Annotated in this window: 22 protein-coding genes, 1 tRNA gene and 4 pseudogenes; 16 read left to right on the top strand and 11 right to left on the bottom strand. The window is 61.2% G+C overall.

Annotated features, from left to right (window positions below; all coding sequences use genetic code 11):
* Positions 1 to 12 precede the first annotated feature (12 nt).
* The 6 genes from CIT25_RS23450 to CIT25_RS23425 all read left to right on the top strand — a co-directional run bounded on the left by CIT25_RS23450 (position 13) and on the right by CIT25_RS23425 (position 5136).
* A complete protein-coding gene (locus CIT25_RS23450) occupies positions 13 to 819 on the top strand; it encodes a DUF3800 domain-containing protein (protein ID WP_245329968.1) in 807 nt (268 codons plus the stop codon).
* A gap of 369 nt (positions 820 to 1188) precedes the next feature.
* A complete protein-coding gene (locus CIT25_RS23445; protein ID WP_023679072.1) occupies positions 1189 to 1671 on the top strand; it encodes a helix-turn-helix domain-containing protein in 483 nt (160 codons plus the stop codon).
* A 6-nt stretch (positions 1672 to 1677) separates the two neighbouring features.
* Positions 1678 to 1785 (top strand) — tRNA-OTHER (locus CIT25_RS23440).
* A 21-nt stretch (positions 1786 to 1806) separates the two neighbouring features.
* Positions 1807 to 2340, top strand: coding sequence for a HEPN domain-containing protein (locus CIT25_RS23435; protein ID WP_128286055.1), 534 nt, complete (start codon positions 1807 to 1809; stop codon positions 2338 to 2340).
* 236 nt (positions 2341 to 2576) lie between these two features.
* Positions 2577 to 4232, top strand: coding sequence for a hypothetical protein (locus CIT25_RS23430; RefSeq protein WP_095486962.1), 1656 nt, complete (start codon positions 2577 to 2579; stop codon positions 4230 to 4232).
* A gap of 193 nt (positions 4233 to 4425) precedes the next feature.
* On the top strand, positions 4426 to 5136 hold the full coding sequence (locus tag CIT25_RS23425) for a YfbU family protein (RefSeq protein WP_091600257.1): 711 nt from the start codon (positions 4426 to 4428) through the stop codon (positions 5134 to 5136).
* Positions 5137 to 5187: 51 nt separating this feature from the next.
* Here the strand turns inward: CIT25_RS23425 and qatD (CIT25_RS23420) are convergent, their stop codons facing one another.
* The 9 genes and pseudogenes from qatD (CIT25_RS23420) to CIT25_RS23390 all read right to left on the bottom strand — a co-directional run bounded on the left by qatD (CIT25_RS23420) (position 5188) and on the right by CIT25_RS23390 (position 13056).
* The gene (gene qatD, locus CIT25_RS23420; RefSeq protein ID WP_091600256.1) at positions 5188 to 5946 is read right to left on the bottom strand and encodes a Qat anti-phage system TatD family nuclease QatD; all 759 of its coding nucleotides are present in this window, start codon (positions 5944 to 5946) and stop codon (positions 5188 to 5190) included.
* 2 nt (positions 5947 to 5948) lie between these two features.
* The gene (gene qatC, locus CIT25_RS23415) at positions 5949 to 7319 is read right to left on the bottom strand and encodes a Qat anti-phage system QueC-like protein QatC (protein WP_095486960.1); all 1371 of its coding nucleotides are present in this window, start codon (positions 7317 to 7319) and stop codon (positions 5949 to 5951) included.
* Positions 7316 to 7888: a Qat anti-phage system associated protein QatB gene (gene qatB, locus CIT25_RS23410; protein ID WP_342587116.1), complete on the bottom strand. Its 573-nt coding sequence runs from the start codon at positions 7886 to 7888 to the stop codon at positions 7316 to 7318. Before qatB ends, qatC (CIT25_RS23415) begins: the two co-directional genes overlap by 4 nt.
* A 331-nt stretch (positions 7889 to 8219) precedes the next feature.
* Entirely contained in the window at positions 8220 to 10109 is a 1890-nt protein-coding gene (qatA, locus tag CIT25_RS23405) for a Qat anti-phage system ATPase QatA (protein WP_095486956.1), read from the bottom strand.
* A 699-nt stretch (positions 10110 to 10808) separates the two neighbouring features.
* On the bottom strand, positions 10809 to 11357 hold the full coding sequence (gene scpB, locus CIT25_RS37190; RefSeq protein WP_245329967.1) for an SMC-Scp complex subunit ScpB: 549 nt from the start codon (positions 11355 to 11357) through the stop codon (positions 10809 to 10811).
* Positions 11357 to 11575, bottom strand: coding sequence for a hypothetical protein (locus tag CIT25_RS38310; protein WP_342587115.1), 219 nt, complete (start codon positions 11573 to 11575; stop codon positions 11357 to 11359). Before CIT25_RS38310 ends, scpB begins: the two co-directional genes overlap by 1 nt.
* A complete protein-coding gene (locus CIT25_RS38305; RefSeq protein ID WP_342587114.1) occupies positions 11575 to 11727 on the bottom strand; it encodes a hypothetical protein in 153 nt (50 codons plus the stop codon). The genes CIT25_RS38310 and CIT25_RS38305 overlap by 1 nt, the downstream gene beginning before the upstream one ends.
* A 2-nt stretch (positions 11728 to 11729) precedes the next feature.
* Positions 11730 to 12441: pseudogene (locus CIT25_RS23395) on the bottom strand (DUF1403 family protein).
* A 66-nt stretch (positions 12442 to 12507) separates the two neighbouring features.
* Positions 12508 to 13056 carry a hypothetical protein gene (locus CIT25_RS23390; RefSeq protein ID WP_095486954.1) on the bottom strand — a complete coding sequence of 183 codons (549 nt, stop codon included), beginning with the start codon at positions 13054 to 13056 and terminating at the stop codon, positions 12508 to 12510.
* Between the two features lie 476 nt (positions 13057 to 13532).
* On the opposite strand from CIT25_RS23390, the gene CIT25_RS23385 reads away from it, so the two are divergent.
* From CIT25_RS23385 to qatD (CIT25_RS23375), 4 genes are read left to right on the top strand one after another with little or no spacing between them, the layout of a single operon-like run.
* Positions 13533 to 15311 carry a KAP family P-loop NTPase fold protein gene (locus CIT25_RS23385; RefSeq protein ID WP_095486952.1) on the top strand — a complete coding sequence of 593 codons (1779 nt, stop codon included), beginning with the start codon at positions 13533 to 13535 and terminating at the stop codon, positions 15309 to 15311.
* Positions 15311 to 16069 carry a hypothetical protein gene (locus CIT25_RS36445; RefSeq protein WP_158302636.1) on the top strand — a complete coding sequence of 253 codons (759 nt, stop codon included), beginning with the start codon at positions 15311 to 15313 and terminating at the stop codon, positions 16067 to 16069. Before CIT25_RS23385 ends, CIT25_RS36445 begins: the two co-directional genes overlap by 1 nt.
* Positions 16062 to 17384 (top strand): Qat anti-phage system QueC-like protein QatC, encoded by a 1323-nt coding sequence (qatC, locus tag CIT25_RS23380; RefSeq protein ID WP_158302635.1) that lies wholly within the window; start codon positions 16062 to 16064, stop codon positions 17382 to 17384. Before CIT25_RS36445 ends, qatC (CIT25_RS23380) begins: the two co-directional genes overlap by 8 nt.
* Entirely contained in the window at positions 17381 to 18145 is a 765-nt protein-coding gene (gene qatD / locus CIT25_RS23375) for a Qat anti-phage system TatD family nuclease QatD (protein WP_095486949.1), read from the top strand. The genes qatC (CIT25_RS23380) and qatD (CIT25_RS23375) overlap by 4 nt, the downstream gene beginning before the upstream one ends.
* A gap of 883 nt (positions 18146 to 19028) precedes the next feature.
* Here the strand turns inward: qatD (CIT25_RS23375) and CIT25_RS23370 are convergent.
* A complete protein-coding gene (locus tag CIT25_RS23370) occupies positions 19029 to 19310 on the bottom strand; it encodes a hypothetical protein (protein WP_095486947.1) in 282 nt (93 codons plus the stop codon).
* A 397-nt stretch (positions 19311 to 19707) separates the two neighbouring features.
* Here CIT25_RS23370 and CIT25_RS23365 point away from each other — a divergent pair, with 397 nt between their 5' ends.
* The 6 genes and pseudogenes from CIT25_RS23365 to CIT25_RS38530 all read left to right on the top strand — a co-directional run bounded on the left by CIT25_RS23365 (position 19708) and on the right by CIT25_RS38530 (position 22543).
* Positions 19708 to 19908 carry a hypothetical protein gene (locus CIT25_RS23365; RefSeq protein ID WP_095486945.1) on the top strand — a complete coding sequence of 67 codons (201 nt, stop codon included), beginning with the start codon at positions 19708 to 19710 and terminating at the stop codon, positions 19906 to 19908.
* A 472-nt stretch (positions 19909 to 20380) separates the two neighbouring features.
* Positions 20381 to 20431 (top strand): annotated as a pseudogene (locus tag CIT25_RS38545) (hypothetical protein); the annotation flags it as partial.
* Between the two features lie 343 nt (positions 20432 to 20774).
* A pseudogene (locus CIT25_RS23350) lies at positions 20775 to 21421 on the top strand (cytochrome B6); the annotation flags it as partial.
* Positions 21422 to 21829: 408 nt separating this feature from the next.
* Positions 21830 to 22066: a DUF4142 domain-containing protein gene (locus tag CIT25_RS38540; RefSeq protein WP_128286138.1), complete on the top strand. Its 237-nt coding sequence runs from the start codon at positions 21830 to 21832 to the stop codon at positions 22064 to 22066.
* Positions 21963 to 22319: pseudogene (locus tag CIT25_RS38535) on the top strand (ATP-binding protein); the annotation flags it as partial. The gene CIT25_RS38540 and the pseudogene CIT25_RS38535, both read left to right, overlap by 104 nt.
* A 26-nt stretch (positions 22320 to 22345) precedes the next feature.
* Positions 22346 to 22543, top strand: coding sequence for an ATP-binding protein (locus CIT25_RS38530; protein ID WP_349632765.1), 198 nt, complete (start codon positions 22346 to 22348; stop codon positions 22541 to 22543).
* Between the two features lie 1493 nt (positions 22544 to 24036).
* Here CIT25_RS38530 and CIT25_RS23320 read toward each other — a convergent pair.
* Positions 24037 to 24643: KUP/HAK/KT family potassium transporter (locus CIT25_RS23320; RefSeq protein ID WP_206072985.1), on the bottom strand; the 607-nt coding region annotated here is incomplete at its 5' end.

Raw genomic sequence — 24643 nt, 5'->3', positions numbered from 1 at the left:
GAAAGCCTGCCCGTGATCGACCGCGAAATCCACCTTTACCTCGATGACAGCGGCAGCCGTGAGCCAGACCGAGAGCCCAGAGAGAAGCGCCGGGACGAAATGGATTATTTCGCCCTCGGCGGCATCCTCATCAACGAGGAAGACGTCGATGAGCTCTATGCCCGCCACAAGGCCTTCTGCCAGAAGCACGGCATCACCTACCCGCTCCACTCCTGGGCGATCCGGGGCGGCCGTGGCGACTTCGGCTGGCTGAAGAAGCCGGAGTCCGCTTTTGAATTCCTGGGAGACTTGCAGGGAATGCTGCTTGGGCTGCCCGTGATCGGCATCGCCGCGGTCATCGACCGACCGGGCTATGTTGCCCGCTACCGCGACCGGTACCGGGACCAGCTCTGGTTCATGTGCAAGACCGCCTACTGCATCCTGATCGAGCGCGCCGCCAAATATGCCCGCAGCCAGGACCGCAAGCTGCGCGTGTTCTTCGAGCGCGCCGGCAAAGCCGAGGACCGCGACCTGGTGGCCTACACGCGGATCCTGAAGACGCAGGGGATGCCGTTCGACGGCGCCAACTCCGCCAGCTACGGGTCGTTAACTGCCGAGGAGTTCAGGGACATCGTGCGCGGGGAGCCCCGCGGCAGAACCAAAGCCACGCCGATGTTGCAGATCGCCGATCTCTACCTCTATCCGATGGCCAAGGGCGGCTATGACCCGTCCTACCGGCCCTACAGGGCCCTGATGGACCACAAGCGTCTCATCGACGCGCACCTGCAGCCCGAGGACCTGGCATCCTGCGGCATCAAATACAGCTGCTTTGAAGGATAAAAAACAAAGACCCGGACTAGCCGGGCCTTCGTTTTGAAAAGTTCGGCTGGCGCCTGGCGCCAACCCCGGAGCGATGCTCACGCCCAAAGTATGGGTATTGACGCTCTCTTTGTCAACACCCCGGGTGAACCTCTGGTCGGGGGGTCCCTATCTTATCGCTTGCATATAGCACGGTTCGTCTGATCGACACTTCATATTATCAAGTCCTCTTCTTTGGGTGCAGCGCGGTTCCCCGGCTCCTGAATCCAGGGACATAGGCCGGGCGAACCTTGAAACACCCTCCCCCTGAATGCAGAACCGTCCCCGATGCCCTTGCGTCATCACGGGAAACCACCATATCTAGGCGCAGTTCATCACAGGGAGCCTCAGATGGCCCAGCCAGAAACCGCCAAGGCAGACGTCGACAAGCTACGCACCAACGAGAAGAAGTGGACCAAGGCACTCATGGCCACGGGCTGGAGCGCTTTCCCCAACATCATCATCGAGAAGCAGCAGGCTCTCGGCCTCGATGCGCTCGACATGAACATCATCATCCACCTGGTCCAGTACTGGTGGCTGCCCGACAACCTTCCCCACCCCTCGGTCGAAACCATCGCCAAGGCGATCGGGGTGACGCCCCGCACCATTCAGAAACGCATTGCCGCCCTCGAGGCCCTTAAACTTCTTGGCCGGGAGGAACGGCGCAACACGCCCAATGGCAGCATGACGAACCGCTATCATTTCGATGGCCTGATCGAGGCCGCCAGGCCGTTTGCGCTGGAAAAGGCCGCCGAGATCAAGAAGGCGGCCGAGGAGAGATCGAACCGGTTGAAGCGTAAGAAGCCGCAGCTGGTCGTGGACAACGATGCATAGGCAGATCGTGGCGTAGCTCAGAGGATAGAGCGCCTCGCTTTCGACCTGGGTGGTGCGTGACACCGCTATCTAGGGGCGAGGAGGTCGCAGGTTCAAGTCCTGCCGTCACGTCCAAGGCCCACCGGGAGTCGTCCCATGCACGGAGAATCTCAATCGAACGGCGTCATATCGGTCGGGGCACTTCGACTTGAGACTCCAGAACACCAACATCAACTGGACTGCATGATGATCCCAGAATCGGAAGGCGCCACCCCGTTCGGTATTTTCCTGCTCGCCGACTCCTTTTTGCAGGCCGCGAAGGCCGTTGATGCCGGTCGCCGCGGTCTGACGTCGGGACCGACCAGGTTGCTTTGCTACCATGCGTGCGAACTCTTCCTGAAATGCTACCTCCGCAGCGCGGGCCGAGACATTGAGGCTTTGCGGGCCTTGGGGCACAATCTGCACGAGATGGCTGTGGCCGCTCAAGGTTCAGGCCTGGTCCTGCCTGCCAGAACTGTCAGCCAAGCCAAAACTCTGGCCGACAAGAACGATTATGTGCGTGTGCGCTATATGGTGGTTGAAAAGCCCGGAGACATCCGACCGGAAGTTCTGCTGGCGAGGACTGAAAGCATCCGAGAGAGTGTCAGGCTGGCGCTCGGCATGGATCCGCTCGGCAACCCACACCCTTAAGCGCGCCGCCCCAGCGAACTATTCTTCGTCAGGCCCCGCTTTTTTTCGGTGTCTCGCCCACGAAGACGCCCGGTCGGTCCATGCGAAGGAGTACGGCGCAAGGGAATACGCCGATTGGCGCCTCCGGACTGACGAATTCCAGGCCGAACTGCACCGCCGTGGCGTGCCGTCAGGCCGATCGCCTGGTAGCCCGGCGTTTGTCCGCTTCCGTAGGCAATCTCTGCTACAGTTCTCCCATGTCCCTGTTCTCCCATCTCGATCCGTATCTGCTCAACCCAGCCAACGATCCACTGGTGTTCGACGCCACGCTGGCAGGCCACGGGAGCTACACGACGGAACATTTCGTCTTGCGCCTCAGTCCCCGCGCCCATGAGCTTGTCGACGCGCTCACCCAGCGCGACACCGAGGGTCATGACGTAGCCGAACTGTACCAAGCCTACTCGACCTATCTGCACGAAACCGTGCATTGGTGGCAGCACATGGGGTCCACTGCGGGACTCATCCTCAGCCTGGCGTACCCGGCGCAAATCTATGGCAGCATGACGTCTCTTCAGACCTTTGCGCGGGGCGCCGGCGTCGCCAAACCTGTAAAGGCTTGGGCGCACAGGGCGATGCTCGACGGTCGGACGCACTCTGATCCGGTGCTCGCCGCCGCCAATATTGCCGTCAACAACGCGCTCGACATCAAGTTCTACAAGCAACTTGCCTGGTCGCCGAAGTCGATCCTCTCGCTGGAGCAAACGCCCTATTTTCAGAGCGTCGGGCACAGCTACCTCAAAACCTATGGTGAGATCGTCCACGCGATCAACGGGTCCTGTGACTTCGCGGAAGGGCAATTTCCCGACCCCGGTCGCTGGGATGCACAATTCCTCAAACTTCAACTCAGCCGGATTGAAGGCTTCCTTCGCGGTGCGCGCCCACCTTACGCCGACATCGGCATCCATCAGATATTCGAAGGCCAGGCCCGCTTTTGCCAAATTCAGTATTTGGCATCGTCAGGCGGTCCCGAGCTGCTTCAGACGTATCGCGAGCAAGGCTACTTTGCGCCCGTCTATGTCGACTCGTTTGAACTGTTCCTGGTGCTTACCGGGACAGAATGGCCCGAACGGTATGACAGCCCGATCGTCGGCCTGTTTCTGCTGATCTGCGACCTTGCAATCAACCCGACGAGGGGGTTTCCGCTCGACATCGAGTTCTTCGAGGACTTTATCCGCGACGTTGATCCTGGCGCGCGCTTCACAAGACTTTGCCTGGCCGCAGCCGAAACGCCCGAGCTCGCCCAGGCGGTGCAAAATTTCTCCGCTCAGGAGTATGAGCACGTCGCGGCGCGACTGAGCGAGCGATGCGGATACGATGATCCGCGGACGGGACTTGCTGCCGTGGTCGGGCTGCTCGGCGACAAGGGCCCTGTCGATGCCCTGATGGAGGAGCATCGTACGTTCAACTATGCCGGTGTGAACATGCCTGTCCGGGTCCTGGTCTCGCACTTCATCGCTTTTTGCCGAGACAAGCAGCGCAGTCCCGAATTTTTCTGTTGGCCGGGCATCTGGATGGCGGGAGACAACTTCAACCCTGAGGCCGGATCGCTGTTCGTCACCCATCTGTCCCTCTTCCAGGACAGAGGTGACACCGAGAAGATCTTTCCTCGCGCCGTGCGCGGCCGGAGCCCCGAAAACATCAAGAAACTGGTCAACACCTTCTTTGGCGGAATGCTCGTGTTCGATCTCGCCCTGCAATGGGTCCTCGAGCCGGGACCTTTCCGCTACGATTTCAAATGGCTTACCGGGAAATCCGAAAATGCTGCACTGATCGCCTTGGCGAAGCGACAGTTCGCGCAGTACTACGGCCCGGATCCTGACACCTGCACTCTGATCGACTCGCCTGTTCCCTGAGGGTCCCGACGAGCGCCTAGCCACATGCCGGAGGTGCAGGCACCGGCCGGCATGCCAGCCGTGGGAGGGGTGTGACGCGCCCCCGTCCTGACCCAAGTAACGACATGCGAGATGGCGATGCTTGCCTTTCACCGTGTTTTACGTACAATGTCCGTACGATATGGATTCGGTACGGACTTGATTGGAGGTAGAAATGGTGAAAACCGAGCGATTCGAGCTCAGGCTCGATGAAAGCACGATTGACCGGATCGATGCTTGGCGGGGAGAGCAGCGTGACCTCCCTTCGCGGGCAGAGGCCATCCGCACCTTGGTGTATACTGGGCTTGAGGCTGGTCGGCGCAAGGCCTTCCGGCCGACCAGCTCTGAAAAACTGATCATGTGGATGCTAGCCGAAGTCCTGCGCCAGCATAAAGGCTACGAGGACATGAAGTCAGTCGAGTTGATTCAGAGCGCCATCTACGGAGGCCATTTCTGGGGCCTGGAATGGGAAATGTCGGGCATCTTTCACGATGAGGTCGACGACCCCGAGGCGCTCGACTTCGTGGTCGACACGATGGCGATGTGGCGAGCCATTGAATGGGGATATGAGAAGCTCAGTCCCGAAGACAGGCAGCGCGTCGAGGACCAGGTGAAGTACTGGGGGAAAAACCCCAAGTTTGACGGCTTCGACGGGAACGAAGAGGGACGCTACATGTCGATGGCCAAATTCATGGTCGAAAAGCTCGGGCGCTTTGAGGAGTTCAGGGACAGATCCCTGAACGCTCACGCCAACACGGTGTCGACTTATCGCGAGATGCTGCAGAAATATGCCGAGATCGAGGCCCGCCGCGGTTCGCCGGCATACAGGCGTGCCGGCCAGTTGCTCAACGCCGACGAGCTCATCGAGCTCCTCAAGCTCCGGTAGCGAATGGTGCAGAGTCGCTGGCCACGATAAGCTCGGGTCGGCGTGGAATCGTCAGTTTGCGGACCGTTCCAAAACTGCCTTTAGATTATTCAAAATGGCGCGCCGCATCTCCTCGGCGCCCAGGCCCACAACGTCGCCAAGCATGCGAACGGCCTCGTCCACGCCGCCCGGCGTGACGGGGGAACCATCTACCTCCACGAAGGGACCATCCGTCTCCGTGAGCAGCCGGTCGAGCGGCAAGGTCCCGAGGAGAGCCACTGACCGCTCGGACCTGAACATGGCCTGGTTGACGGAAAAATAGCACCCGAGAGCCGCAGCCCGCCGCGCGTCTGCGACCGATCCGCTGAACCAGTGCAGCACCACCTTGCCACTGCCCTTGGGAAGCAGCTCCTCGATGTGGTCGAGAACCTTCGACGCCGTGCGGACGCTATGCACGGAGAGGATCTTGTCCCCCGCCCTCTGGCAGGAGGTTAGAATACGCCTGAAGACGTCGACTTGACGATCGATCGAGCGGTAGTGTGCGGGGCTCGCATCGAGACCGACTTCGCCGACATACCTCGTCTCGGGCAACAGCGCCTCGAACAGGGGCAGTTCGGTCCAGCGCTGCTCGGCAAGATGCGGGTGAATGCCGAGCCCAATGCGCACAAACTCGGCGCCCTTTGCAAGGTTCATGTTCTGCCTGAACGCCTTCGGCGTCGTCGTCACCGCGAGCGTCGCCACCTTAGCCTCTTCGCAGGCTCTTATAGCCGCGGCCGGATCTGGATACAGGTCCAGGTGACAGTGGAAATCGACGAGGCGTGGTGCAGACATGCTCAGCTAGGCTTCGCCCTGACGGGTTCGAGGAAATGGGCCACTTCCTGCATTCCTCGCACGAAGACGTCAACATAGTCGTCAATCTCGGACGGCTCGTCGGTCAGCGGACCGGGGATGCGCGCGAGGGCCTTTGCGGCCCGCGGATTCCGCCGTAACCGCTCCGCCATCAGCTGAAACGACCTCACATGTTCGCCCTCGGCCTCGAGCGTATCGAGACGACGCGCCGCCAAATCCTTCACCACATAGGGTGTCGTATCCGACTCGTTTGCGTCCAGGCCGGCTGCCAGGGATGCTCTGCGGATCAGACAGGGGACGCAGGTTCCGCAGTGCTGCGGTGGCAGGCCTCTGTAGCGGGCTTTCGCCGGCGAGGAACACGACATCGAGGAGGGAATGGCCCGTCGCAACAGCGCCGGATCCTCGCAATCCCTGACCATCTGACCCTTGGTCACGTGGCGATAGGGGTTTTCCAGACGCCGGGCGATGCCAAGCCCCCGCATCAACTCGTTGAAGCGCGCCATGTAGAATGGGTGAGTGGTGCGGGTGCTGAGCGAACCGAGGCGGAGCGGGTCGAGGGGTACGTTGAGGCCGATCAGGCCGTTCTCGGGCACGCGGACCGGGGCGTCAGACGTCAGCCCCGAAGCCGCCAAAATGGCCAACGCGAAAAACAGGAAGGATCTCCCCCTCTGGCTGTTTTCCACCTCGCCGGTGTCGACATGGTTGCGGTCGAAGCCGAGGCGCGCCCGCAGGGACAACGGCTCGTTTGTTTTGTAATTCTTGCGCAGCAAGTCCAGCAGCAACGTCTGCGCCTTGCTCGTCTCCGAATCCCAGTAATGGCTCACCAGAAGCGGCTTCCCGCCCCCGGCCAGGAAATCCAACGCCCCGACGAGACTGTCCAGACCGCCGGAGAACAGACACACTTCGTCCGGCTCGGCGAGGCCCAGCGACGGCCGCGCCGTTGCGATCGTCGCAAAGGGTGCGGGCCGTGCCCTGAACACGATACGCCAATGGTCGCCCGTCAAGAACCTGAGAGTGCGGGCGAGCAACGCTCCCTGCGCCGCCCACAAGTCAGGCTCACGCACCGGCACCACTAGGTCCAGCTCCCGGGTCCAGCCGTCCTGTGCATTCGCGGAGCGCGAGACGCGGGTGTCGGCCGCGTTGACCATGGCGGCGAGGATGACGAGGTCGATCGCGGTTTCCGTCGGCCGGAGGCCGAGGTCGGCCAACGTCTGCAGCGCGTTGCCGATGCCGTAATCGAGCCGCTTGTTCGCGGCCACGAACTGGACCGTCACCGGCGTCGCGTCCGGCTGGACGACCGGCACGGCCCCGTTATCCGCCGCACCCAGGCGGCCGACAAACACGAAACGTCTCATGCGCTATCCCCCAGGATGCGGATCAGTTCGAAGGACTGCTCGTAGATGGCCTGGACGAAGGCCTCGACGCCCGCGTAGGGAACTGACGCCAGCGTGCCGCCCGCAGCCGCGAAGCGATCGCGGACGGTGCCCTGGATGAAGTCGTGCAGCGTCCTCTGAATGATCTCGACCGCGGCAACGTCGGTCGGGAGCCGTATGGACCTGCCCCCGATCTCGTTGAACAGCTTGGTCTCGATCGAGCGTGCGAGCGCACCGGTGAACACGGCGTCCAGCACGTCGGGCGTGGCGCCATCGAAAGGCAGATCTCCCGCCGCGCCGAGCTCGCCCACGGTCTCGAGCATCGCGTTCCTCGCAATGGCCTCATCAATCGTCCCGCCGTCAGGGCACAGGAGGTCCGTGAGGGCGAGGAAGACGTCGGCTATCGGGGCGCCGACGAGGCTCTGCAGGTTGAAGACCCGCAGAGCCGCAGCCGGGCCGTTCTGCGCCACCTGACCCAACAGCTGTCCCAGGCCAGTCATCACCCTGCGGGACGGCGCCATGGCACGGGCAGCGTTGCGTGCACCGCCCATGGCTCTGACGTACTTGCCGGCGGCGCGCCTCAGGTCCCTGCCGCCACCCCCGCGCGAGCGGGCCGCACGGGAGAAATCCGAGCGAGCGGAGCCGAGTGGCTTGCCCGCCGCCGGTGACGCCAGCGGGGGCAGCGGCTGTGGCACGGGAACCGGGTTCGGTGGTGTGCCCGACGGGGCAGGAACCGGAGTTGCTCCGGGCTGCCCCGGCGGGGCGGGCACGGGAAGCGGTGTCGGAAGGGGCGGGGCCGACGGGGTCGACGCGGCGACGTCGTCCACCCAGGTTGGGAGCAGCGCCCGGGGGGAACTGGGCTTGGTGCCGGAGGTTCCCATGTTACTTTCTCTTCGACTTCGGGTTCAGCTGCAGCGACGCGACGACGCTCAGTGGCTTGTTCGAGGTCTGCGTTGCCCACTCTCCCACGAGCTCGGCGAACTCTTGCGCCTGCGGACCCTCAACCGCCACACCCCAGCCGCTAACCACCCACCCGCCGATCTTGCTCACCGGCAGTCGTCCGAGGAATGCAACCAGCGGTTCGCGCAGTTCCGGCCGGTCTCCGCAGAGGCGCGCCAGACCCTCGGCCGCCGGCGGCCGTTTGCCGAGATCTTCGGTCTGATCAATCTTCGTCACGAGACCCTGGAACACCCGGTTGGCATCTTCGGGCGTGAGCGCAGCCGCCTCGGCCTTCGTCACCTGCGTGATGCCGAGAGTCGACGTCGCCAGCCGCTCGATCATGGCTTCCACGGGGCCGCCGGCGACACCGATGCCGGCGGACGTCCTGCGGTCGCGGCTGACAAACACGTAGGGCCGCAGGTCGATGCCGTTCAGCGGCGGGGTGATCGCCGCCCAGCGCTTGACCCACTCGATGTTGGGCCAGTCGGCCATGGGATCATCATCGGCGTCCTTGCCACCCTTCGAGGTCACCTTCCGCTCGAGGATCGAGATGGTCTTGGAGCCGTCAGCGGACGCGTCGCGGGCGATCGCGTTGAACAGTTCCGGGGCGAATCGCTCCGCCAACATCAGCTTGGCCAAGACGGATTGCTTGATATCGTCCTGGAAGCCGCGCTCGCTGGCGATCTCGACGCGCAGGGCCATGGTGTTGACGAAGCGTTTGATCTGCCGGGGATTGCCGTGGGCGCCCTCGGTCAGGATCGGCGTAATCTCCGCCGCAAGCTGCAGGGCGGCATCCAGATCGGAGGGTATGGACCCCAGCCTCGCCTTGATTTTGTCTCGGTCGAAGCCGGTGCCCAGCCAGGGCCGCTGCAAGGCCTTGCGCGCCACCTCGAGCAGGCTCTTGAACTCCACCGAACTGTCGCTGACGCCGGAGGCCAGATAGAGCAGCAAGGTGAGATAGACCAAGGTCTCCGACGCGCCAAGTGACGGCATGCGGAACGGAACCTGGATCAGTTTTTCCAAGTAGTTGCGCGCGTAGCTTGTAGGCCCCGTCGCCGCCGGGAGATCGGGAAAGTGGTTGCGCACGGCATATTCAATCATGCCCTCGTCAGCGGCGATGACGAACGCCGCGTTCGGCACGAACAAGAACAGGCGGATAGCCTCCAGCGTGGCGATCGCCGTCTGCGGGAGGCATCGATCGAGGTCGTCGATCAAGACGATCAGCCGGTCGACCTTGGCGCGCTCCAGCAGCTCCTCGAAGTCTTCGCGAAAGGCGTGCATCCGTTGCGGCGTCGTCTCGGAAGGTGCGGCCTCCTTAAAATGCTCCGCCGCACCGTCCATGACCTTGTTGAACACGTCGCCGGTCAGGTAGGCCTTGGGATCGCTAATCACCTTGCTCGCGATCGAACCAATCCCCTGGATCAGGTCCGGACCGGGGATCCCGGTCGCCATGGTGAACGCCAGGCTGCCTGCGGTGCGGGCGGCCTTCATCCAGTTGACGGCCTTCAAGACGTCCCAGGCCTTGTCCGCCACCTTGGCGATCCCGGACCTCTCCTTGAGGAGGGCTGCGACGATCGTCTCGATCAGCACCGACTTCGCGTCGTCGTATCCCTCAAACAGCCAGCCGTTGAACCGGACACACAGGGTGTCTGTCTGTCCCTTGAATGCCGACTCAATCATCAGCAGCGTGCTGGATTTGCCCGCTCCCCAGTCGCCGTGCAACCCGATCGTCAACGGTTCCTTCGACTTCTGCCTGATCAGCTTGACGACCGTTTTAGCGACCGTCTCGTAATACAGGTAGTCGATGGCGGTTTCATTATCCGCGATAATCACGAAATCCCCTCCCCCAAACCCTGGGTATCCTTGCCGTTATAACAGAGTTCAGAATTGCAATCTGTCTCTCGCAATAACCCCCCAAAGCACTGAGAGACATGCGCAACCCGCTATTTCGGTCGGCTCAGCAATTAGAAGCGCCGTCTCATGATTTGTCTAGGATTTTTCTTGGGATGATTTGCTTATCCAGGGTCCGTCCGGCGGCTTAGATAGCACTCTCGATGGATACAACTTCACACCAGCGCAGCGCGCCTGCGAGTGACCCATCATTCACCGCCACCGGCGTTTTTGGCTCTCCAGAACGGCTCGCGCCGATCAGCGGAGCAAAACCCCATCGATGTGGATGTTCCGTACAATCTTGACCCAGCCGGGGTTCATGCGAACACCGCTGCCGAAATGCGAACGTAGGAAATCCGCCACCTCATCCAAACTGGAGAGGTGGGCTGGATGCACGTTAGATCCAAAGTGATGGCAGGCAAAGTAGCCATCAGAACCGGGCTCGGCCCACGCGGTTACCAAACCGCCAATGACACGTTCAATACGAGCTACAGGCATATTTCCCCCCACCATTTTCTAGGCAACGCCCCACGCCCGACAGCGTCTCCTCACGTCATCTCGCGAACCCCGGTCGTAGATCCTGTTGAGGACGCCGCGACTGCGGCCACCGGCCAGGCAGCGTATTATTCATCAGTGCCGACGCTAAGCATGCTCTTCCTCGTCGTTGTATAGTCCTGGCATGATATCACCTGCGAGTAGCTTCTCCTTCGAGAGCAGTCCAGCGTCCTCGAGGGCTTCGAAATCCGGCAGGTCGCGCAGCGTGTCGAGCCCGAACTCCAGCAGGAATTCTTTTGTCGTCACATAGGTGTAGGGCGCGCCCGGCGTTGGGCTGCGCGGACCGGAAGCGATCAGGCCGGCACCGCGCAGATGACCAATAAAATCGCGACTGATCTCCTTGCCGAAGAAAGACGACAGTTCGGCGCGGGTGATCGGCTGGAAGTAGCCGATGCACATCAGCACCAAAACCTCCGACTGCGTAAGGTCGGCCGTCTTCCCACTTCCACCTACAGCAGCACGGATGGCGTCTGCATAGGCAGGCCGGGTATAGGGCGCGCCCGGCTGCGGACTGCGCGGCCCCGAGGCGATCAGCTCCTGCACGCGCAGCACGGCGATCAGGTCGCGTGACACCTCCTTGCCGAAAAAGCTCGACAGCTCGCCCAGCGTGATCGGCTGGAAATAGGCAATGCACATCAAAACCAGCGCCCCGCCTGCGACAGTTCTTTTGCCCCCTCGCCCGCTGCCGTGCCGAAGGCGGCGCGGATGGCGTCGCCAAAAATTTTCCTGGTCCGGTGCTGCCAGCCGCCGGCGACCGCGACCAGCTCATAGGGTCGGCCGGCGAGTTCGGCGCAGAAGTCTTCGATTATCCAGCTCGATATTACAATTTCTTCCCACCACCCGCGCGAGGACACTACGTGTCACCGGGTTCGCTGGCGGCAAAGATCACCGCTTCGACGCGGCCTATCCCCTCACGCCAGCGCAGCTCCGGCGGCAGGTGGTTCAGCTCGGTATCCAGCAAAGCCGGCTGAATGTTTGGCTTGCGGCGGGCAGACGCTTCGCCCATCCCTACAACCCAAACAGCCGAAAGGTGGTGCGGCCGGAGAGCTCGCGCACGGCATCCAATTGTTGCAGCCGGTCGAACAAGCGCCGCGCCGCAAAGCGGGACAGGTTTTTGGTCGCCAGCGATCCGGAGACGGCGTCGTCGTTGAGCAGCAAAAAAATCACGTCGCCGGCGCCCTTGGCGCGCAGCTTTGGTGCGACGGCGATGAGCCGCTCCGCGCGACAACTCGGCGGCCAGCCGGCAGACCTCCGCCGCGGCTTTAACCAGCGCCAGGCAAACCGCCCGCTCAAAACTCTTGTCCGCGGGTCGGATGCGCTTGCCGCCGGCCTCATCGCGAAAAGCCGGACCAAAGGCCTGAGCCAGCGGCAGCGGCAGCGGCCGCGGCCAGCGCAGGCTTTGCGCCAGCACCAGGTCGGCCAGCCACCAGGCAAGAAGTTCGCAATCCGGTCGCGTCGCGACGACACGAGCGGCGATCGCCGCGGCGGCGAACGGCGCCGGCCGCTGCGACCCTGCCAAAGTATCGATCTCCACGCAAAGCGCGGCTAGCGCAGCACCGTCCCAGTGCAGGCCCAGCTGGGCGACGATCTTTTCGAGCCGGTCGGAGTTGGCGACGGGCGGCTGCACGGAAAACTGCCCCAGGCGCCAAAGATGGCGCCGGCGGGGCCGGGATCGGCGCCGGCCGGGCGCATGTACCAGCCGCCAAGGGGTGATCTTCATGCCGCCCATCGGGGAAAATCAGACCGAGGTCCCTTTTTGATCAGCTCGACCCAAGAACAAGCGCTGCTAAACCGGCAGCCCGAGGATCGCATTCCAGCCACGGCTGACGTTCTCGATGATAGCTCCTAGAGGTCGATCGCGACCGGTCGCAACTACCACAACCTGTGGCGTGCCGTTTGCACGGCCTTCGTCGAAAGCAACCGGCTTGCCGTGGGAAATCCGCACTACGACTCCGGTATGCGGTACCTCAATGATGTTCGGGTCCTTTAGCTCCGCATGCTTCACTGCGTTTGCGAGACCACCTAGGATGCGATGGTCGTCAGGACGAGCATCTCCCGTGACTGAATGAGAATTGGCCTGAATGAGGGCTCGCATCGCAGCGATACTCGCAGGGTGTGGGTTCACCGCGTTCCGCTCAAACGCAACCTCCGCGAAATGATAAAGAAAGATCGCAGCAGACATGCCTGTTCGAAGGGCCTCATATGCTGCGTCCTGAGCCACACAGGCATCGCCTGCGGAAGTTGCGTTGACCAGCCAATCTTCTGCTTGGATAAACTGGTGATTGGAGCGACGAACCAATCTCTCCCAATGCGTTTCAATGACCAGCTGGCCCATCCGCCGCCTCCCAAGTCTAGCCTGCTCATTTTAGCATGATCTGAAGCACTGAAGCACTTCGCGCTGTTCGCAAAGACGGCGTGGTAATACCACGCCATCTTGACAATGGACGCCCATCGAGGCCGCGCGCAAGATGGCGAACACCTTTGATCGATCGCCGCTGAACCGATTGCGGGACTTGGGTCCTGCAGCTTGGACGATAAATCCGGCCAACTCCCCATCGCATAGCCCGGTGGTACCAGTTGTTCCAGGTCAATCAATGCCCCATTACTAATGGGCACTTGGGCGCATAAGTCCCTCCAAGTTGGAATTCATCGACTTCGACATGCTCTTTGGACTGCCCATGTCTTTGAAGACCGCCTTCAGGTGCTCTCGGGCCAGCTGTTGATAAGCGACGCGATCACCAGATGATTGCCTCGCTCGCGATTGACCGCCGCGCGTAACTCCGTCAACTTATTTGGGGCTTGGGAGGAATTATGTGGGCGGACAGTGAAAGCAACGTCGATTACCTAAACTATTCCGAAGTCTCGGAGATGATCTGCGAGATGATCGCGGACGATGCCATGCTGCCAATCTCACTCGGCGTGTACGGCACGTGGGGTGTCGGCAAGTCGAGCATCCTCAAGCTGGTTCAGAAAGAACTCGAGGCCGACAGCCAGAACCTCATCATTACCTTCGACGCGTGGCTCTACCAGGATTTCGACGAGGCGAAGTCCGCGCTCATGACGGTCATCGCCAAGACGCTCTACGACCAGAGTTCCAAAGGACTGAAGGAAAGGGCGGCCGGCCTTTATCGGCGCGTGAACAAGCTGAAATTGCTCGGAATCGCGGCCGATGCCGGCGCGCTGGCTGCCGGGATTCCGACCTTCGGAATGTTCGGCAAGGCGGCCGAGTCTTTAGAGGACATCTGGGAAGGGACCGGAGACGAAGCCGACGTGAAGGTGGTGAAGGATGCCGCCAACGATGCAGGCCAACGAGCGAAAGGGCTTCTGAAGCCCAATGAGAAGCGGAACGCGCCCGAAGAAATCGCGGCGTTTCGGAAAGAATTCGAGGACCTGCTCAACGAGACGGGGCGGCGGCTGGTGGTGTTCGTCGACAATCTCGATCGCTGTCTGCCAGCCAACGCGATTTCCACGCTCGAGGCCATGCGCCTGTTCCTTTTCCTCCCGAACACCGCCTTCATCGTGGCGGCAGACGAGGAGATGATCCGGCTTGCGGTGGCAAAGCATTTCTCGGATCCTGGCGATCGCCACATCACCGACTATCTCGACAAGCTGATCCAGGTGCCGATCCGGGTGCCGAAGCTAGGCCTGCAGGAGGTACGCGCGTATCTGGCCATGCTGGCGATCGCAAGCGCGAAGTCCGTGGATGCGGGCAAGGTCGAGGCGGTAAGGGCGGCGCTGATCTCCAAGCTCCGCAAGAGTTGGTCCGAAGAGCCACCGTTCGAGGTCAAGGACGTCGTCTCCACCCTCGGCATCTCAGAAGGCAGCGAACTGGCCGCCACTCTCGAATCGATGGATCGGCTTGCACCTTTGCTGGCGCATTCGGTTCGAGTGAACGGCAACCCGCGGATCGTGAAGCGGCTGCTGAACGTCATACGGATGCGTTCGAAGACCGCGAAGAGGCGCGGCATGCCTCTGAGCGAATCCTTTATCGCGAAGCTCGCGCTGTTCGAACGCATAGTAGGAGAGGAGGCGATCCAGCAGCTCGGCACATTGGTGAATGCTGCTCCGAACGGGAAGCCGACCCTTTTCTCCGAGTTCGAGACGTGGGTCGGCGAGATACCTGCGGAGACGTTGCCGATCCACTGGCAGAAGCAGGCGCCGTTCGTCCTTGACTGGCTGAAGCTGGATCCGATGCTCGCCGGCGTCGACCTGCGTCCAGCCGTGTATCTCGCTCGCGAAACCTTGCCGCTGAGGGTCGCATCTACCCGTTTGAGTCCTGTGGCGAGACAGAGCTTGGGCACCCTCCTGAAGACCGTCAGCACCATTTCCAGGGCCTCCAAGGACGCGATCGCGGCCATCCCTGCCGCGGAAGTCGGTGACGTGATGGAGGAGATGATCTCAGCCATGAGCCGCAATCTCGATTGGTCGAAGGCCAGGCCTGACTTCCGGGGTGCTGCCATGCTGGCTAAGGCTGACGCCACCGCTCACGGAAAGCTCGTCCGTTTTGCCAAGACAATAGAGACGCCGCCGCGCTGGATGACGGCCTTGATGAAGGACGATGAAGAGAGTTCTGTCGGAGGTAACAGCTGATGGGCACGTCATCGTCATCGAAGGGTTCGGGCGGCAAGCAGCCTCTGGTCCCTCCGGGGACCGACGACCAGCCCGGAAAGCCCGTGCCGACCTCACAGCCGCAGCGATTCAAGGCTTTTCGGACCGCTTTCGGAAAGTTCCTCAAGGGTGGTGACGGGACCGACCTCAAGAGATCGCTCGGGCACTACGCGCGGACGTCCACGGGTGGCAGCTCGGTGGGTCCGAGACGCTACGGGGCAGTCTACTCGTCGGGCGGCGACCTCTACGAAGTGCTCAACTCGCTCGGCGGGGATGGCAGAGAAGCAGCCGAAAGGGGCCTGTCGAAGGATTCGTTGAACGGCCAGCCTTTGGACGTGGTCTGCCAACGCCTGGCCGAAACCCTGGCGCCCGACAACGCCGACAAGGACAGGATCCGGGCCGCCATCGACGAGGCGATGGTCGAGGTCCTTGGCGAGGGCGAATTCGATCCGGATCGCCTGGACGAGGAAACCGTCCATCGGATCATCTCCGAGTATCTCTCGCAGTCCATCTTCCAAGATATTGTCGAGGAGGTTGGAGGCTCCTGGGCGAATGCACCGGACGAGAAGAGAACCCCGGAAGCGGAAGCTGAACTTCTCGAGCTCATCCGGGTCGTCGTGGATAAGAAGCTCGGAGCGCGGATGTCCGGCAGCACTGGGGTCAACAAGGCCGCAGTCGAACGCTTCATGCGGGAAGCGGTCACCGAGGTCTGGCGGGAGTGGGAGGCGAACGATGAATAGGCTCGAGTTCCACACCGACGAAGACGATATTCCCGACGACGACGCGGACGGTTCCATTCACGTCTATCTCTACGGATCCCGACCGAAGCGGGCCGGAACCGCCTCAATCGGGCGCACCCTGGACCTCGCCGTCCGACGGCTGGGTGTCGGGGTTGACCCGGAGGCCTTCGACTTCCTCTCGATCGCGTTGGGCGTAATCGCCGCCGACACGTTCGTGGATCGATCCAGCCATTCCGGAAACGGCTGGTCCCGCGAGGTGGAGCTACAGATTCCACTTGCCCGGCCGGCTCGGTGGCAAGCGGTAACAGGAGAGCTGGAGCAGGCGTTGAGTTTCCTGAGTGGTGACCAGTGGAAACTGCACTTCACCGCCGGGGGTAAGGAACCTCCGTCGAAAGAGACCATCCTGCGACATCATAGGTCACACATCGGAATTGGGTCTGCGGACTGCGTCTGCCTGTTCTCTGGTGGTCTCGACAGTCTCATCGGCGCGCACCAACTGGTAGATCAGGGAAGGACTCCGCTGCTTGTCAGCCACTCCTATCGTGGGGACCAAAGCTATCAGAGGCACCTCGTTCCACGCCTGGGGAAGAAGCTCCCACGGTTTGCCGCCAACGCCAATCCGGTGTTCTCCGGACCGAACATCAACGATACCAGTATGCGCACCCGAAGCTTGGGCTTTCTCGCTTACGGGGTCGTCGCGGCGAGCGCGCTCAGGGCGAAAAAACGCTCGGCGAGCCCTATCGCACTCTTCGTCCCTGAGAACGGCTTCATCGCGTTGAACGCGCCGCTTACGAGGCGAAGGATCGGCTCCCACAGCACTAGGACCACCCATCCCAGATTTCTCGGGCAGATGCAGTCGCTCTTCGACACGATGAACTTGCCGGTCCATATCGAGAACCCGTACAGGCACAAGACGAAGGGCGAGATGCTCGTCGACCTGGCTCCCGGCGAGGAACTCAAAGGGACGACCGTAGCGACGGTTTCTTGCGGCAAGTGGAAGCGGAAGAGCCAGCAATGCGGCCATTGCGTGCCATGCCTCATCAGACGGGCTGCCTTCGCGAAGGCAGGGATAGCCGACACCACGCCGTATCAATACACTGATCTTGGGCACGTATGGGACCGACCTGACATCCGCGATGACATCATGGCGATGCTGGTCGCGGTCGGGCGAGACCATCGCGGCGCCCGCCAGCGGGCGATCGCCGGTGGTGCCCTTCCCTTCGATGCTGTAGAACGAAAAGGATGGTTCGGCGTCCACGAGCGCGGTCTCGAGGAGGTTGGTGCCTATCTCAGGAGCCAAGGACTCGGTACTTGATCGACTTCCACTGCCATCTCGATCTCTTCCCTTCGCCCGCTGCCGCGGCAGCCGAGATTGACCATGCCGGAACCTACGTTCTCTCCGTTACCAACACGCCGAAGGCGTTTCCCAACACCGCGCAATTCGCCAAGGGCAGGAGGCGTATCAGGACGGCGCTCGGCCTTCATCCCCAACTGGTCCACGAGCGGCATGGCGAAGTCGGCATGTTCGTACGTCTTCTTGGCGAGACAGGGTATGTCGGCGAGATCGGCATCGATGGCGGCGAAGATTCGGTCCGCCATCTCGATACCCAGAAGGACGTTTTCCGAAGGCTGCTCAGGGCGTGCGCGGATGCCGGTGGTCGCGTAATGTCGATCCACAGCAGGCACGCAAGTGGCGAAGTCATCGAGGCAATTCAGCGCCAGCCCGATGCGGGATTGCCCGTGTTCCACTGGTTCTCTGGTCCTGTAGCCCATGCCCAGAAAGCTGCGGACATGGGCGCATGGTTCTCCGTGGGTCTTCCGATGCTGAGAAGCCGCCGCGCGTCGGCAATGATCGGAATACTGCCGCGCGATCGTGTCCTGACCGAAACCGACGCTCCGTTCGCTTCGACTTCGGGAGAAAGCTACCCGACAAAGGCATTGTCCTTGTCGGTGGCCGCACTGGCAAGGCTGTGGGGTCTGGATGAAAAAGCCACGCAAAAACAGCTAAATGACAACCTGCGCCGGATGGTGGCCCAGGCAGATCGGTTTCGAGTCGCGGCCCATGCCGGATCCTGATTGGTGGGTCGGCTGCCAGCAGACCACCTGGCGCCGCTGTCGGGTGTCGGCGCTGCCACGCCCCCACAGGATTGTCAGGAACGTCTGCTTTTCAGACGAACCGGAAGCTGCCGCAATGACCGAGTTTGGGGCGCACAGCGGCCATCCTCGGCGGATGTTTCGCGGATCGGGTCACCGTCTGACCCAAGCCTCAACGTACACGTGCGGAGTACCTACGGGGCTGGTTTCACGAAGTCGGTTGGATCGGGCGGGCGCACTCAGAAGCGAAGCTTAGAGGTCATTGTTCAGCGGTGTAACCAACTGCGTAACAATGAGCTCGAAAAGCCTAACAATTTCAGCTACATAGCCGTGAGATCGAAAGACGGGCTCGGTCCGCCAAACCATTCTGGGCCTAGTTTATCGGCCAGAACCAGAGCACCCAGAGGGCCGAACATCTAGGGGCTCCTAACGCCTATTGCTCCACCTTGCCATGATTCTCCGACGCCTACCAGCCGTTGGCTTCCTTCGCGAGATCGGGCCAAGACATCAGCGACCACCCGAGTTTCTGTTCCGGCGGGAAGCACACGTCAAAACCCGAGTGGTCGTCTCATCCGGGCTCGCGTTCCGTGGCGGACACCAGCCCTCACGCCCAAACTGACTCGGTTGGATGGGGAACCGCTGTCGCCGGGAAGGCGTACCCCATTGAGCATTTCTGCACGACAACAAGCAACACGGCCGGCTTTGGCGTCGCCGTTAGCTGGCGAATCCGAACTCTATACCAGCGTCGATGTTTCGAGGACGCTGTGAATCGTTCAGGCGGGGCTCGAAAGAGCGCACGAAGACGCGGGATAATGATCCTGGCCGACGAGGCTACGTTCATCTGGCCCACGATGGCAAATCTATCCTAGTGGAAGTCAATCTTTTTTGGCGGTTGCGCGGTGTGGCTTTTCAGACTGATCAGCGCAGGCGTGTCGATTTTCGACGCTATGCGCCGGGCGAGTTCCCGCAATTCGAAAAAGCCGTCAATACTCATCAGGCTCAACGGTGTGCCCGACGAAGTGTCCCACCGCAAAGGTTCTTTGTCTTGCCTGTACGAAGATCCGTTCATCTCGCAAATGGCGTCATAAATCGCCTGTGCGATCGACATTTCGGCACGGATACGCTCTGCGTCTTTTTGGCTATTCACGAGAATTTTCCCCCAAACCCGCGATCCCCCTTAGTCGGTTTCATTGGGCACCGCTAGATCACGCGGATGTGACACGTCGGATAAAATCGATTGTATGGCGGAGGGAGCCACGCCAGACTCGCGGCGTTGAATGGGCACTATTGCCACCACGCGCCGTGATTGATTTCTGATTGATTATTTTCAAAGGAATCCTCGGTCACCCGGACCCCGAATGGGGACCCACCAACCATATCCCATCTGGATATTTTGCGCGGCTCGACATGGCTGAGGGAGAAGCACGCAAGATCGTCGGTTGGCTCCGTGATTCCAAATAGCGTCGTTCGTCCGCCGTTCTATATCCGCGCAAACTCCGCATGCCTTGACGATCGCCAGCCCAGCGCCAGTATGCTGGCCATGGATGAGAAATTACATCTATGGGGAAAGAACCGGCCTGCAACTCGTGCGCATCGCGATCGAGCTCACCTGTCCGGCCGGGGTGCTGCCGAGCGAAGAGGCGGTGAACGTGCTCTATGGCCCGTTACCCGTGAACGAGGGCGAGGCGCTGGCCAAGGCGATCATCGAAACGGTCGAGCGACTGACCCGCGACCACGACATTTAGGCGAGTATGCCACTTTGCGGGTCTCCAAGGCTTCAAGGACTTCGAACACGCGGCCGACCGGCGCGGCGATTTTGCTAGCAGGCAAGTGCTTCACGCGGCCAATTAGCCCCAGCTTGACAGGTCGTGACCTAGGAGAATCCGCTAACTAACTTCTTTGTCCAGCTTGCAATCGCGAGCCCGCACGCGATGCCGACACAATCGGCAAACCAGTCGAATATGTCCATGTCGCGACTTATTATTTGCGTGCCCTGCAGGATCTCGATCCCGGCGCCGGTAAGGGCGAGAAAAATTATCAGTCTTGCCCTGCGCTCTGGCCAACCGAGCCGATGGCCGTCAACACGACGAACGCTGCGGCGTGAAGCGACCCGCGACCCAGTGGGTGCAGCCGGGGGAGGTCAAGCTGCGCGTCAAGCACCTCCGTGGCGAGCACAATATATACGCAAGAATCGTGTCGCTTGCCGACACGCACTCAATGCTTACAGACGACTATTGGCAGACGGCCTCTTTACAGAAGTTGCTTGAGGCGGAACTGAGCCACTACGAGATCCCTGGCGAGCCGCGAATTTCACTGCATGGTCCGAATGTGGCCCTCGTCGCCGATATTGCGATACCTGTCAGCATGGCGTTTCATGAACTTGCCTCCAACTCAGCAAAATTCGGCGCCCTGTCGCGCCCGCAAGGCCGCCTTGAAGTGCAATGGGGGATACCGGATTCCGCCGGTGAGCAGGTCCTGCATCTTCATTGGCAGGAGCGGGACGGCCCCATTGTGCAGCCGCCGAGTCAACGAGGCTTTGGAACGACATTGCTGGAAAGAGTGGTTACAGTGCAATGCAATGCGAAGATCAACTGCATTACAATCCCGGCGTGCCGCCTTTCATCTAACGCCCGATATCAGGCCGCAGGCAGCGCGCTTCCGCCTCGATTCGACCAGCCTGCGCGGCCTGTTCAACCAACAGATCCACGGGTCGAAACGGTCGCTGCGTTCAGTCGAGGATTTCACCGAATTGGAGCAACGCACCGCCTATTTCAACGGCGACCATGTCAGCGCTACCAGGAAAGGCGTCAACCTACCAGACCGCACCAATCAGGTGGCGATGATGGCGCAGATGCAGAACATCATCGACTTTCCGCCGGCGCCGAAGCTCGATGCGTTCGGAAAGCTCGATCCCGCCATGGCCAGCGAAAGGAGCTGGCGGGCGAGCGGGTGTTCATGGGAAAGGGCCGCTGCTCGGCATGCCATGACCCGCAAACATCGTTCATGGACAACAACATGCACGATTTGAAACTGGAGCGCTTCTACAAACCCCGGCGGACCGTCAACGACATGGTGGAACTGCCCGACGGGCCGATCAAGACGTTTACGCTGCGCGGCATCAAGGACACGCCACCCTATCTGCATGACGGCCGTCTGATGACGCTGGCCGATACGGTGGAGTTCTTCAACCTGGTGCTCGGCGTCAAGCTCACCCAGGACGAGAAGGATGATCTCGTCGCCTATATGCTCGCACTTTGACACGCGGCAGGCCGACCGGTCGGCACATCTTCGGTTGAGGTTTTCATGCGTGTTCTTGCAATGACCTTGGGCCTTACGGCACTCTGCGCATCGCCTCTCTTTGCGCAGATCGGAAACCCGGCCGGCAATGCTCCGGATATGTTGATGGCCTCGCCGGGTCAGCCCATGCCGACTTCTGCCGTGCCGCCGGCCGTGGCGAGTTGCGCGAACAGCCGGTCCTGGTAATTGGTCTGGTGGGGTGCTGGAGGTCGGTATCCTGGCCCGAACCAATCTCCCATTCGAGCAGCTGCGCGGTCCTCTGGTGATCGGTGATCTGGCCGCTGATATAGGCGAGGTCGAACGCAGCCGATTTCGGTAATCTTGCGAAAAAATCCGGCCATTCCGCCATCAAGGAATTTTGCCAGCCGCATGGTCGACGATCACTCAGCGGCAAACCAGAAACTGAAATCGCTTGCCGAAGCCGACGAGATCCCACTGCCGCAGGGGCTCGACGACGAGCACAAGCAGCTGCGCGCCAAGCTTGAAAAGCTCGAAGGGGCGCTTGCCCGAAGCCTGCATCGAGGACATCGACTTTGCCGCGCCGCGCGGGCTCGACCGGCGCAGCACCATGGCGCTCGCCCAGGGCGAATGGCTGAAGGCGCATGAGAACCTGATCGTCACCGGCCAGACCGGAACCGGCAAGTCGTGGCTGGCCTGCGCCTTCGGCCGGCAAGCGGCACGGCTCGATCATTCCGTGCTCTATGTGCGCGTGCCGCGCCTGTTCGAGGATTTGGCGCTCGCCCGTCTCGACGGCCGCTTCCCACGCCTCATTGACAAGCTCACCCGCGCGCAACTGCTCATCCTGGATGACTTCGGAACCCACTCCCTCACCGACCAACAGCGCTTCAATCTGTTCGAAATCGTCGAGGAACACTATCGCCGCAAATCCACCCTGATCACCGCCCAGGTCCCGGTGGGGCCAGATGGCATGACCTGGTCGCAGACCCCACCGTCGCCGACGCCATTCTCGATCGGATCGTGCACAACGCCCACCGCATCGTGCTCCAGGGCGACAGCATGCGAAAGCAAAAGGCAGCGCCCCTCTTGACCGGCACCGAAAACGGCGAAATCAATCATCCATGAACGCAACAAGGCACCCGAGGACCTTCGCCGCCAAACTGTCCCGACATTAGCGAAATCGCTGTCCGGGAATTAGCGGAACCCCTGTCCGGCTTTTGCGAAATACGCAGCTACGCGTTTTTTGATGTCCTTAGATGCCGGTCTGACATGCTCCTGACGCCCATCCAGTGATTGGGCCGGCAGTCGGAAACAAACCCGGAGCGCTACTCACGGGACCGTAGCACCCCCTCCTCCTTGGCAGCAGCCTCGAAGGCCTGACGGACATCCATCGGGGTCGCCCGGTTCCCAAACGCGTCAACGCAGGCCTGGACCGCCTTCCTCCACAGGTCCACGCTTGGACCACTTCATGAGTTCCTCGGCTGCACCCTCTAGGTGGTTTACTCCGTAGGTCGTCCCCGGCCGGCCGGTCTTGACGTACACCGGAGGGGAGAACCAATAGGTAACCATTAGGGGAATGTAGGGCGGCTATAGAGCTTCGTCGTCTCTGGCCTTACCAATCGCCTCAAGTAATGAAGCTAGGGTTGGGCTTAGCTCTGTGTCGACTGGCCCAAACAGCTTCTTTACAAGACGACGATTGTCTTCCGATCAACTCCCGAACGGCGTCTGCAAGGGACTTATACCCAGCTATGTCGCGCTTTATCATGTCGGCCGAGGTTCCCCGCCTTTTGCGTAGCCCGCAGATCAGGGAATGGTTGCATTAGGGGAACAAATGCAGGTCCACGTCGGTTAAAGACTTGCAGCGGTCGATCCGTCTTGGTGCAGCCGCTGTCGAGGTCCGTCGCCAATTCCTCTCGGTGGCGGACCTCCAACGATAGTTACAGCGGGACTAAAAAGTAGGCCCAATCTCGCGCTCCAGGGCGACGCGGGCGTTCCGTAACGAGACGAGCAGCCGCTCCAGTAGGCCTTCATCCAATTCGGATGCTAGGCCGAAACGCCGGTCGTGCTCAACGATCCGGTCCTGTATCGACACTACGGTTTCATAACGAGCTACAAGGCTCGTGAGGACTTCCTGATGATCGGAGGTCATACGCTGCCCGTTCTGGGCAGGGAGCGGGCATCAAGCTTAAAAGAACGGCCTCATCGAACTCGCCGTCCGAGAACAGTGCCATTACGCTCACGCTCAGGCGCTCCGCCTGCATGCTACTAACGGAGATACCTGCTCGGCGCAGACACGATCAAAGACCTGCTTCAACAAAGCCAGGTCGCTGGGATAGGCAATGCCACTCATTGAGCTGGTGTTACTGACCATAGCTGTTCCTCCCATTAGGGCGGAAGCGTGGCCGTCGCTCAACGGCGATGCCCATGATGTAAATCGCCGATGGAAGCAGGCTACTCCGATTCATGCGGAGAGTCTGGGAAAGGGCTGCTAGAGTTCTGCTCACCGAAGTCAAGAGTTGGAAACGTACCAAACAGAGGATGGGGATGTTTGGTATTCAGTGAGGCGCTTTCTATGGACACGCTCAAGTGGCTTCTCTGCTGCTGAACTGCGGCATGCACTAAATCGCCACCTGTGTCCCGATCTCGACGACGCGTCCGGTCGGGATCTGGAAATATTCCGTTGCGTCGGCCGCCGTGCGCGCCAGCCCGATGAACAGCTTGTCCTGCCAGACCGGCATGCCGGAATTGGGCGAGGCCTTGAGCGAACGCCGCGACAGGAAGAAAGAGGTCGTCATGATGTCGAACTTCCAGCCCTGCTTGCGGCAGATCGCCAGCGCGCGCGGGATATTGGGCTGCTCCATATAGCCGAAGGTCAGCGTCACCCGCATGAACAGCTCGTTTACGGTCTCCATCTTGACGCGCTCACTGTCGGGCACGACGGGTTGTTGCGCCGTCACCACCGAGAGGATGACATTCTGTTCGTGCAGCACCTTGTAGTGCTTCAGGCTGTGCATCAGCGCCGTCGGCGCGCTGGCGGGATCGCTGGTCAGGAACACGGCCGTACCGGACATCAGCTGCGGTTTCCTCTTCAACAGATTGCCTGCAAGGAAATCGAGCGGAATCTCGTTCCTGCGCGTCTTGTCAAATAGATACCTGCTGCCTCTTATCCAAGTCCACATGGTCATCACGATCACTGCGGCAATGGCAAGCGAGGCCCAGCCGCCT

This window comes from Mesorhizobium mediterraneum (assembly GCF_002284565.1).
Classification (GTDB): Bacteria; Pseudomonadota; Alphaproteobacteria; order Rhizobiales; family Rhizobiaceae; genus Mesorhizobium; species Mesorhizobium mediterraneum.
Note: the sequence above shows the minus strand (reverse complement) of the source record. Positions and strands in the feature narration are given on the sequence as shown.